This is a genomic window from Legionella spiritensis (assembly GCF_900186965.1).
In the GTDB taxonomy this organism is placed as follows: domain Bacteria; phylum Pseudomonadota; class Gammaproteobacteria; order Legionellales; family Legionellaceae; genus Legionella_C; species Legionella_C spiritensis.
Genome location: NZ_LT906457.1, coordinates 2,230,488 through 2,242,095, shown reverse-complemented (window position 1 = coordinate 2,242,095; position 11,608 = coordinate 2,230,488). Strand labels below are relative to the sequence as shown.

The window sequence follows — 11,608 nt, the reverse complement described above, 5'->3', positions numbered from 1 at the left end:
TATGGATGGTATTGAACGCGCGGCGATCCTGCTGTTGGGCATGGGAGAGAAAAACGCTTCAGAGGTTTTGAAGCATCTTGAACCGAGAGAAGTACAGAAGGTTGGCATGGCCATTTCAACCATGAGTAATGTCAGTAAGGCCAAAATGCAAAATGTGCTTGGAGAATTTCTGAACGCGATTGAGGAACAGACGAGTCTGACCGTAGATGCGGAGAATTATTTAAGGAATGTTTTAATCAACGCGCTTGGTGAAGACCGGGCAATGCCCTTTATCGACAGAATACTGGTTTCAGACAAGGACAGTGGTTTAAACCGACTGAAGTGGCTGGACGCCCGTTTAATCGCCGATGTTATTCGTAACGAACACCCTCAGATTATTGCGACCATTCTGATTCATTTGGATAGTGAGCAGTCGGCGGAGGTGGTCGGCTATTTTACATCGGAGAAACGGGCTGAAGTCTTGTTAAGAATGTGTACGATCGATACGGTGAAGCCGGAAGCGATTTCTGAACTGGGGCAGGTTATTGAAAAACAGTTGAGCGGCCAGAAAATGGGTAAATCGGCGTCTGTGGGTGGCATCAAAAGTGTGGCTGATGTGATTAATTTTCTGGAAGGTACTCTGGAAACTGACGTTCTCGATAAAATCAATGAATGGGATCAGGAGTTATGCGATAAAATCAAGGACAAAATGTTTGTCTTCGAGAATCTGGTGGATATGGATAATCGCAGTGTACAGACACTGTTGCGTGATGTGACGACCGAACAATTGATGTTGTCACTGAAAGGTACGACGGAACCGGTAAAAGAACAGATATTTTCCAACATGTCCAAACGTGCCGCTGATCTGTTGCGTGACGATCTGGAAATGCAGGGTCCGGTTAAAGTCAGCGATGTGGAGAAGGCACAGAGAGAGATTTTGGCTATTGCCCGCAGTCTTGCCGAGGAAGGTAAAATTTCATTAGGCACCAAAGGCGGGGAGGAAATGATCTAGCGCAGGTCGAGCCACTGGCCCGATATCGAGTTCATACTCAAAATCTGACATGGAATAAACAATCACTAACAAAGCCGATATAAGAGAGAAACACCGTGAGCAAGGACTTTCAACCGTTTCATGAGGAATCAGGTAAAAAGGAATTCCAGGTTTGGGAATATACGCCCGTGGAAAAATCCGACCCACCGGTTGTGAACGAACAGATAGAGTTCGCGATTGAATGCGAGCGATTACGAAATGAAGCAAAAAACCAGGGGTATGAAGAAGGTTTGCAACAGGCGGCGTCCGAAATGGAGGCGCTTAAAAAGGAATTGCGAGACTGGATAAGTTTTATTCGAAATCCGGTACAGTTGGTCGATAAAGCGCTAAGTCAGGAGATTGTGAAAACGATATTATGGATTTGCGAGACTTGTATTGGTATAGAAATATCTCATCAACCGGAGAAATTGCTGGTTTTGTTTGAAGAAATTAAAAAGGAATTGCCAGCCTTGAAGAAAAACCAGCAGATGATGATGAATCCGGACGATGTTGAGTGGCTTAAAGGCCAGCTTGGTCAGAAACACAAGGATATTCTTGCCGTTCTTGTCGCTGATCCAGGCTTAACCCGAGGTGATTTTTATTTAAAAAGTGAGCATGGGGAACTGGACGGCACCTTAAAAAAGAGATTGCAGAATTTGATTCATGCTCATTTGGCTCCGTATGCCGGCGAAATGGATGATGAGTAGCAAGAGTCCGATTTATAAATCCCGGTTAACGGAGGAGTTAATCCGATTTCGTGACGTTCCGGATTCCGGATTATTACACTGCGGCCAGGTGACACGAGCCGTTGGTTTGACTCTGGAGGCCAGAGGTTTTCACTACCCGGTCGGATCGCGATGCTGGGTAAAGCTCAATAATAGCAAGCGTGTCGAGGCGGAAGTGGTTGGATTCGACGGAGAAACAACCTACCTGATGTCTATTGGTCAGACGCAGGGTATCGCTCCCGGCATGATCATTACCCCCAGTGGTCATACGGCGCAAGTCAAGGTTAACCAGAATCTGCTTGGCAGAATTCTCAATGGCGCCGGTTCTCCTATTGATGGCGGTGAGGCGTTGATGTCCGCCGAATATTATCCGTTAACAAGCACACCATTTAATCCGTTACAACGCGCAACGATTAGTGTGCCTATGGATGTCGGTGTACGAGCTATTAATGGTTTATTGACGGTAGGCCGCGGCCAGCGGCTGGGTCTTTTTGCCGGCAGCGGCGTGGGAAAATCAGTGTTGTTGAGTATGATGACCCGTTTTACAGCGGCTGATGTGGTTGTGGTCGGTTTAATTGGAGAGCGGGGCCGTGAAGTCAAGGAGTTTATCGAACACAATCTGGGGCGAGAGGGCTTAAGCCGTGCGGTAGTGGTTGCAGCGCCTGCCGACGAGAGTCCGTTGATGAGATTACATGGCGCTATGGTTGCAACGAGTATTGCGGAGTATTTTCGTGATCAAGGCAAGCATGTGTTGCTGCTCATGGACTCCTTAACCCGGTTTGCCCAGGCGCAACGTGAAATCGCCCTGTCTATTGGAGAGCCGCCGGCCACCAAAGGTTATCCGCCTTCCGTATTTGCCAAATTGCCGCAGTTGGTTGAACGAGCAGGAAACAGCCGGGATGGCGGTGGTTCCATCACTGCTTTTTATACGGTTCTGACAGAAGGAGATGATCATCAGGATCCTGTCGCGGATGCGGCACGCGCCATTTTAGATGGACATATTGTCCTGGACAGGGATCTTGCCGAAGCAGGTCAGTATCCCGCTATTGATTTGGAGGCGTCTATCAGCAGGGTCATGCCGACTGTCGCTTCCGATACCCAGATGCAGCAGGCGTTATTATTAAAAAAATATTTATCTATTTATGAGAAAAACAAGGATTTGATTTTATTGGGCGCCTATACGAAAGGTACGGACAAGGAATTGGACAAAGCCATTGTTTTTCGTGAAGCAATCAGTACCTATATCTCACAGACCATGGATGAATCGGTTGACTATGAAACCAGTCTGGAGCTTTTGGCGCAGTTAGCGGGTAGTTTTGGTGATAAATCGTGATAAATCAACGAATTGATCGTTTAAATCAATTATTGGCGATTAAGGAAAATAGCACGCAACAAGCTTCCGGGCACTGGACGATGGTACGCAATCAATTTGCCCAGGGCAAAGCGAAACTTGATCAATTATTAGATTACAGGCAGGAATATATGCAGCAGTTGCAGACGTTAGGCAACAAGGGGTGCGGCGTGGATCGAATACGCAATCGCATTGAGTTTATTGCCCAACTCGATGTGGCTATCTCACAATTAACGCAACATCTGGCACAACTGGCGAAGCGCCGTTCGGAATGTGAAAAAACATTTTTGCGGGCAAAAGCGGATCAGGATGTTGTGAAGCGATTGATCGAACGAGCAAAATTGCAGCAATCGGACAGGCTTGCCCGTATTGAGCAAAAGGAAAGTGATGAGTACGCTCAAAAGCAATGGTATAGTAAAAATTCTGCCACTAAAAATAAAAAACGCAGTGATTAAATTGTTTAAGCGAATCAGAATTTATCTGGCTGTCCTGATAATCATCGCCGCGTTGTTATCCAGCCTGGTTCGAGCGCTTACGCCATGGGCGACACAATATAAACCTGCGCTGGAGCAGTATTTATCAACCTTGCTTGGCCAGCCGGTCATTATCGATAGTCTGAAAACGGGCTGGTACTGGTTTGAACCGGTCGTCAAACTGAAAGAGGTAACGGTACGTGACGGGGAGAAGAACGTTGTCCGGGTTAAAAAATTGCTGGTTGGCATTAATTTGTTCAGTTCACTCCGACATTGGCAAATCCAGCCCGGCGTACTTTATATCGAGGGATTGAAGCTTACGGCCTGTCAAACGAAGGTCGGCTGGCGGATTAATGGATTGAGGGGACTGACATTTTTTGATACCGGAGCAACATCGGACGCCTATCAGCCAATGCTCGCCTGGATTTTGTCCCAACAGAAAATTATTGTCAAAAAATTATCCCTGCCGATCCATCTTAAAAACGGCAGCGTCATTCCTGTCCATGATTTGAATCTGATGATTGCCAAAAGTGGCGGCCGCTATCGTATGAAAGGAAGTGCTGGATTGAAGCAGCGTGTACCAACAACGATTGACGTGAAAGCCGATTTGTATCTGAACCCTTACAGTATGCAAGAATCGCAAGGTCAGCTTTATGTGTCGGTAGAAGATTTTCTGCCTGCCCAATGGCAGAGTGTTTTCCCGCAAAAAAATTACAGGATACTTTCAGGTCGGGGGAATGGTTATTTCTGGCTTGATTTAAAAAGCGGCCGCCCTGTAAAAATGCAGGGGCAACTGGATGCCGCCAACCTGACCTGGCAGGATCTCCAAACGACCAGGACGCGTCGTATGCAATCCATCCAGTCCAATCTTGCCTGGGATAGCATGGATGACGGGTGGCGCCTGTCCGGTGATCAGATCAATATGACGGTAAATGGTGTGGCCTGGCCACAAAATAAAATACTGGTGCGATATCATCGGTCAACAAATCGCTGGAATCTGTATGTCCGGCATGTGTTCATCCGATCATTGACAACTTTGGGTATAGCGTGGCCTGAAAGTCTGAATACCTTGTTAGCCACAAAACCGCATGGGGTTTTAAATAATTTTCAGGTTCAGATCGCGGATAACCGTCCGGCTTATATTCTGAGTCAGTTTGCAAAGCTGGGCTGGCAGCCCCAGGAAAATTATCCGGGGGTTGAAAATCTATCCGGTGTTCTCTACTGGGAGCCGTCGGAGGGGAATCTGGAACTGGATGGTGAGGATACGGTTATTACTCCGAAGAACAAACCTGCCGTCACCTTTCAGTCTTTAAATGGTGCCTTAAGCTGGAAAGCGTTGCCGGAAGGATGGCGAATCAATATGGAACGCATGGTATTACGTCATCCGGAGTTATTATTCAGCGGCTCGGGGGAACTGGATGGTGTTAGCCGTGATCATGCCGGAAATCTTCGTTTAAAAGCGGCCGTTTCAACTAGAAACGCCCAGCAATGGATGGTTTATTTACCTTCCCGGCACTTGAAACCCAAACTGGACGACTGGCTGAAACACGATGTTGAACGTATCGATAAACTGGTTGCCGATGTCACGGTTTCTGGTCCCCTATCTGATTTTCCCTTTGATACGAAACCGGGAGAGTTTCAAATTAATGGCCATGTAAGCGGTCTGGACTTGATTTTTGCCCCGAAATGGCCGATGTCAAAAGACATAGAAGCTTACATTCAGGTTAATAAACGACTATTGAATGCCGATGTTGTGTATGCCGACTTACAGGGAATTTTTGTAGATCAGGTTAATTTACAGATACGTAATCTCGGACTTGACCGCGAAATTATGTTAATTCATGGCAAAGTCAATACCAACTCCGCTAAAGCATTGCCTTACATATTATCTTCGCCGCTTGGTGAGAAACTGTCCGCGTTGCAACTATTGGAAATGCAGGGGTTGCTAAGTCTTGATTTGCAACTGGAAGTCCCTTTGTATCCGGAAAACGACGATATCCTTGCTTTGGGGGATATCACCTTCAAAAATAATCGCCTTAAAATCAATCATTCTTTTAATCATATCGAACTGGAGGATTTGAGAGGAACGTTGCAATTTGATGAGGAAGGTATCCTGGATAGTAATATCAAGGCGGATATCCTCAAAAATCCTGTTGTCATCCTGATTAAATCCGTCCGTACCCCAAATCCCCAAACGGAAATTCGAATCAAGGGCAAAACCAGTATTGAAGTATTACGCGATCAGTTAAATCTCGCTGTTTTCAGCATGATGCACGGCCACCTGGATTTGGAAGGGGCTCTCATCCTGACCGATGATCCAACGGATCTGGATCGTTTTCGGATAACGTCATCACTTCAGGGGGTAGACATCGATTTGCCTGCACCATTGGGAAAAAAAGCAGCGGATAAAACGCCATTAACGGTAGACATTGATTTTAATTTGCAAAAAGCGCTACGTCTCAGAGGCCGCTATGGTCAGCGCCTAAGTGGTGATTTGTGGTTTTCCGGTGATAAAGGATCGTTTCGCCTGCAAAAAGGCGAGATTCGTATCGGCTCGAAAGACGCGTTATGGCAAGAACAAAAAGGCGTTCAAATTGTTGGCAGCCTGCCTTTTTTTGATTGGCAGACATGGCGGCGTGTTTTTGAGACATTACCAAAAACCGCGAGTAGCCAGGGATTAATGGACGCGTTGGGATTTGTTGATCTGCGCTTGCAAAAAGTAAAAATCGGCAATCAATCCCTTGCAAATCTCACTTTTCAGGCTACGAAACTATCCGGCGATGCCTGGGCAATACAAATAGATCAAAAACAGATTGCGGCCGATTTGCGATATCAGCCTGACACCAGAACGCTTTCAGGCAATATTGCCCGATTATTTCTGGAAAAGCAGCCCGTCTCGGAAGGAAGTTCAACCCTTTCTTCGCTAAAGGTAAGAGACATGCTTAATTTAAACTTGCGCATTGCCGGTTTTCGGTATGGAGAGTGGGATTTGGGAAGCGTGAATTTGAAGGCGACGAGCACGCCTGGTGCCTGGATTCTCGATTACTGTAAAATCAACACGCCATCTTATCAATTGACTGCGACAGGTAAATGGCAGCAAGACAGGCAGATCAATCGCAGCCAGATTACCATGGATTTGCATATTACCGATCTGGCGCGGAGTCTTGCGCGTTGGCATATCAGCCCGGTTGTCGAGTCGTCGCAAGGCAATATTCAGTTTCGAGGGCGCTGGCCGGGCTCCTTTGCCGATTTCTCCCTCGCAAACATTGTTGGGGGATTAAAAATTGAGTTTAAAAACGGACGTATTACCAATTTAAGCAAGGAAACCGAGGAAAAACTGGGGCTGGGTAAATTATTGAGTATTCTCAGTTTGCAAACCATCCCGAGACGGTTAAAACTGGATTTCAGTGATTTGTCTCATTCGGGCTACAGTTTTGATCATTTCAAAGGGTATTTTACCATTTCCCGAGGTGTTATGACGACAAAAGACAGTTATATTGACGGACCGGTCGCCTATGCCGGCATGAAAGGGAGTCTGGATATTGTCAGGCAACTTTATGATCTCGATTTGCAGGTGTCTCCCCATATCACGGCCAGTTTGCCAGTGGTGGCTACGATAGCCGGCGGCCCCGTTGCGGGTATAGCCACCTGGCTGGCCAGTAAAATCATTAACAAGGGGATGCAAAAAATCAGTGCCTATACTTATAAAATCTCAGGACCATGGAAACAGCCGGTAGTTCAACAGGTCGGGATATTTACAAAAAACAAGTGAATGACCGGAATTCGGGACAGATAGTTATGTGGCTGGCACTTCTAAAACAATATTGGCGAGTTACCATTTTCAGGGAGAACCCCAGGAATACCCCTTATTCGTTATTTATTCTTTGTCTGGCAATGACGTTTTATTTTCTGGTTATTGTCGCGCAGTGGGCAATGATTGATCTCAACCATCGTTTTGCCTTGAATAAAATCCTGCTGGCCTCGGGATTGCTTGTTTTTTCCTATTATCTTTATACGGCCATTTTGTTGCTGGCCCGCAAAAAGCAAAACCGTCTGATGAAGACATTGACGGCTTTGATTATCAGTCATTTATTTATCGTCATCATCGGGTTTTTGTTGATGTTATTTATGCCTTCACTGGTTAATGCGGATATGAGCCTGCCTTCCATGAGGTTTCTTCTGTTACTTTATATACTGAAAATGTTGTTATTGTCGGCCTGGCAATTTTTAATTGCGGCATATATTTACAAAAATGCCTTGGAATCGGATTATTTTACCGCTATTTTAGCCAGTTTCGGATTGTTGGCATTTAATATATTAACCGTTACTTTTGGGCGTTGAGAGCAATCATGCGTTTACATATTTTGGGAATAGGCGGCACATTTATGAGCGCTCTGGCTATTTTAGCCAGAGAGGCAGGGTTTGAGGTAACGGGTTGTGATGCGGATTGTTATCCTCCCGTTACGGATCTTCTGGCGGAAAAAGACATTATCTGGCAGGAGGGGTATGACGACGCCTCCCTCGCCTTGCAGGCCGATTGCGTCATTGTCGGGAACGCTGTCAAGCGAGGTATGCCTGTTATTGAGGCGGTTTTAAACCATAACAAACGATATATTTCAGGGCCTCAGTGGCTGGCTGACAATATTTTATCCCGCTATCGGGTTATAGCGGTTGCAGGGACACACGGCAAGACAACCACGACATCCATGTTGGCGCATATCATGGAGGAAGCAGGTCTGAAACCAGGATTTCTAATTGGGGGGGTTGCACCAAATTTTGGTACCAGCGCCAGGCTGGGAGAAGGCGAATGGTTTGTCATTGAGGCGGATGAATACGACAGCGCCTTTTTTGATAAACGCCCCAAATTAATGCATTATCGGCCGGAAATTGCTGTTTTGAATAACCTTGAGTTTGATCATGCGGATATCTATCCGAATCTTGAAGCTATCAAGCAACAGTTTCATTTTTATCTCAAAACTATTCCGGGCCGGGGAATTGTACTTAAACCACGAGATGACAAGGCGTTAAATGACGTGATAACACGCGGTATTTTTTCAAGACTGGAAGAGTGGGCCTTGCACGGCCAGGCCGAGTGGCGGGCGGAGGTGCTTGACGATAGCAGCGAGTCTTTTCAGATTTGGCACCACAATGAACCGGTTACCAAAGTCAAGTGGCCCTTGATTGGTCAATTCAACATGGAGAATGGTATGGCAGCGATAGCGGCCAGTGTCCATGCGGGAATTGACGTGCAAACGGCGGCGGGGGCCCTGCAAGGTTTTAGCCCGGTAAAGCGGCGTCTTGAAGTGAAGTCGGAGCAGTACGGCATCACCATTTACGATGATTTCGCCCATCACCCTACGGCGATAGCGAAAACAATTGAAGCGTTGAAACTGAGCAAGCGGCATCGACGAATATTTGCCGTACTGGAGTTCGCCTCATATACCATGCGTTCGGGGTTCCATGCCGATAATATGGCACAGGCGCTGGTTTTGGCGGATGCCGCTTTTATACTGCGCCCGGAACAGTTCAATCTTGACGACCCGGCCGGGAACCGGCATGTTCCCTATCAATTATTTCCCGATACGAAAAGTATTATCCACCATGTGGCCGGTATCGTGAAGCCTGGTGACGCCGTCTTGATCATGAGTAATCGCGGATTTGATAACATTCATCAGCAATTGGCCGTAAAAATCGCGGAGCGAAATATTGATAGCGCCCGTTAGGGTACTCATCCTGTTCAAAAATTTGCGGGTTGTTTTCATACAAACCAACCCGCAAAAAATCAACAAACCACCCATTTTTTCGCGCCGTGAAAAATTAATTTATTAAATTGACTCTATTGCAAATTCTTTGGCAGATTGTTATAAAAAAAGAAGGTGTCTGGAAATTAGTTCCCAGGGATATAAAGCCTTGGGATAATTGCGGAGGACTACCATGCCAGGATATGCCTGTTTGTCGAAGAGAGCAGAAAAACTGCCATTGGAATTGGTGAAATCTCAACAATCGCAATCTTTGCTTGGTGCTTTTTCCGCCGCTTTTTTTCAACCGGTTATGTGCTCGGACGCTTACGAACATGCCAAGATGATCGCACTAACTGCCGATGTACTTCCCTATTATTCGTCTGATGAACAGAATTGCGAGGCTGATGAGGAGAAAAAATATCTCGTGCTGAAAGGCATGTATATTTTTGTGTGGCAGAGCGAAAACGACAAGACGTCATGGATGAAAAACGGAGCTTTATTGAAATTGCTGCAAGAGCATATGGAATTATCAAATCTTTCAAAATTAAGCAGGCAGGACATTGATGCGTGTTATCTGGAGTTGAACAGGTTTTGCAAATGGGTATATGGAAACCAGAAAAAACATGAGAAATTTTGTCTACTATACAAGGCTTTCCCGGCTGATATGCAGGTATGTATTCGGAAGCAGCTTAATGCCGGAAAAGACGAAGGGGAGTGGAACGAGAAAGAGGTAGTCAGCCATTGCGGTATTGGCTTGATACCCAACCTGGGATTTAATTATTTTAAGTAAGGAGACTGTATGCCTTATAAGCTGCCTGCCTACGAGGATCTTATAACAAAAACCGATAGGCTGGGTGAAAGTTTCAATCAATTGTCCAAAGTTTATATAACACCTTCGTGTCCTCAGAATGAAGAGTTGCCGGAGGATAAAGAGCTCATAGAGTCTTTTCTTGGGCGTATTGGCATCAGTTGGGAGGTTTATCAGCAAAACCCTGGTCAATATGGTACTTATTTGTCGTATTTCTATTTACGGAAACTGCTGGACGGACTTGAGGAAACCTATAAAGCAAAGAATAGGGAAATGCGGGGAATCGATGCCGAACCGGATCATCTGCGCCTTGATCAGATAAGTTTCCTGATACAATTGCGTAATAACCTGCCTGATAACCAATCACCTGTAGAAGCAGACAAAGTCAAACCGGGCTCAAGGAAATTGCAGCAGGCGTTTAAAATTTTGCTGGGGGGAATTCTGTGGCGATATCATCGTCTGGAAAACAGTTATAAGGGATTATCTTATTCTCTAATTAATACCGGTATCAGTTTTCTTGGCGGGACAAAAATCAAAGCGGACACGTGCAGCGCCCTGCGCCAGAGTCTTACCGAATTGTTGGGGGTTGACGATGAAAACCCATTGGACGACTGGACTAATTACACTTGCCTCAATGCTTTCCAAAGCTACATGTCGCAAAAAGATGTCAAGGATAAATATAATTACATCAAGAGCAACAAAAAACAATTCGATACGGATCTGGATTCATTGATCAATAAATGGAGAAATAAAATCCAGGTCACGGAGTTTAACAGGCAACATGCTTCCCTTGAGTTTATCCAATCCGTTGCCGACACGTTGACTACTTACGATACGGCGGTCGATGATGTTTTGAAAAAATTTGAAGAGGGACTGGAAGAAGGCCTGGAGGTACGGGATAGCAAAGCCATTATATTTGATTTTTTTTCAAGGGAAGAGGTGGCGGGGAATATCGCAAAACAATTGATCGTTGATATTTGGCCGGAAGATGAGAAAAACGCGAAAATTACGGCGATACCGAAAGAGAATATTACCGATTTTGTGAAAACATTGCGACGCAGGCATCTGGTAAATAGCATAGCTGCGTTGTTCGGGGCTTATCTGATAACTAAAATAAAGGTTATACGGGAAAACAAGGCATCCAATGATCATTTAATTTCGACACTGAACAAGGCGATTGGCCTGTTAGGTGAAAATCGGTTGAGTAGCGAGGATTTGAAAGATATTAAATTACAGCAATCTTCGCTGATCGCCCTGGAAAATTTTATTGGGATACCCAAATTCCGGAATGCTTTGACGATTCATGCCTGGTCTGGCCATGAGTTTTTAAGCAGGGAGATTGGAATTGCAATCTCGGAGTTAAATAAACAACTTGAGTCTCTCCTGGTTAAGAATTCGGAAGAACCCATTGACCAGGAACCCCGGTTTTCCTTTATATAGCAAATCAGATTTAGCCAGGTTTCTGGGTTCTGTGAACAAAATTAATTACGGCTGCAAAAAG

Annotated in this window: 9 protein-coding genes; all 9 read left to right on the top strand. The window is 45.6% G+C overall.

Annotated elements, in window-relative coordinates:
- The first annotated feature begins 1 nt into the window (after position 1).
- The 9 genes from fliG (at position 2) to CKW05_RS10020 (ending at position 11,547) form a co-directional block, all read left to right on the top strand.
- Entirely contained in the window at positions 2–991 is a 990-nt protein-coding gene (gene fliG, locus CKW05_RS10060) for a flagellar motor switch protein FliG (protein WP_058482427.1), read from the top strand.
- A gap of 95 nt (positions 992–1,086) precedes the next feature.
- On the top strand, positions 1,087–1,716 hold the full coding sequence (locus CKW05_RS10055) for a flagellar assembly protein FliH (RefSeq protein ID WP_058482428.1): 630 nt from the start codon (positions 1,087–1,089) through the stop codon (positions 1,714–1,716).
- Entirely contained in the window at positions 1,706–3,067 is a 1,362-nt protein-coding gene (gene fliI / locus CKW05_RS10050) for a flagellar protein export ATPase FliI (protein WP_231950438.1), read from the top strand. Before CKW05_RS10055 ends, fliI begins: the two co-directional genes overlap by 11 nt.
- On the top strand, positions 3,064–3,540 hold the full coding sequence (fliJ, locus tag CKW05_RS10045; RefSeq protein ID WP_231950436.1) for a flagellar export protein FliJ: 477 nt from the start codon (positions 3,064–3,066) through the stop codon (positions 3,538–3,540). Before fliI ends, fliJ begins: the two co-directional genes overlap by 4 nt.
- Positions 3,473–7,330 (top strand): YhdP family protein, encoded by a 3,858-nt coding sequence (locus CKW05_RS10040; RefSeq protein ID WP_058482429.1) that lies wholly within the window; start codon positions 3,473–3,475, stop codon positions 7,328–7,330. Before fliJ ends, CKW05_RS10040 begins: the two co-directional genes overlap by 68 nt.
- Before the next feature lie 26 nt (positions 7,331–7,356).
- A complete protein-coding gene (locus tag CKW05_RS10035) occupies positions 7,357–7,899 on the top strand; it encodes a hypothetical protein (protein WP_058482430.1) in 543 nt (180 codons plus the stop codon).
- Positions 7,900–7,907: 8 nt separating this feature from the next.
- A complete protein-coding gene (mpl, locus tag CKW05_RS10030) occupies positions 7,908–9,281 on the top strand; it encodes a UDP-N-acetylmuramate:L-alanyl-gamma-D-glutamyl-meso-diaminopimelate ligase (protein WP_058482431.1) in 1,374 nt (457 codons plus the stop codon).
- Positions 9,282–9,510: 229 nt separating this feature from the next.
- On the top strand, positions 9,511–10,089 hold the full coding sequence (locus tag CKW05_RS10025; protein ID WP_126338581.1) for a hypothetical protein: 579 nt from the start codon (positions 9,511–9,513) through the stop codon (positions 10,087–10,089).
- A 9-nt stretch (positions 10,090–10,098) separates the two neighbouring features.
- Positions 10,099–11,547 (top strand): hypothetical protein, encoded by a 1,449-nt coding sequence (locus CKW05_RS10020; RefSeq protein ID WP_058482433.1) that lies wholly within the window; start codon positions 10,099–10,101, stop codon positions 11,545–11,547.
- Positions 11,548–11,608: the final 61 nt, after the last annotated feature.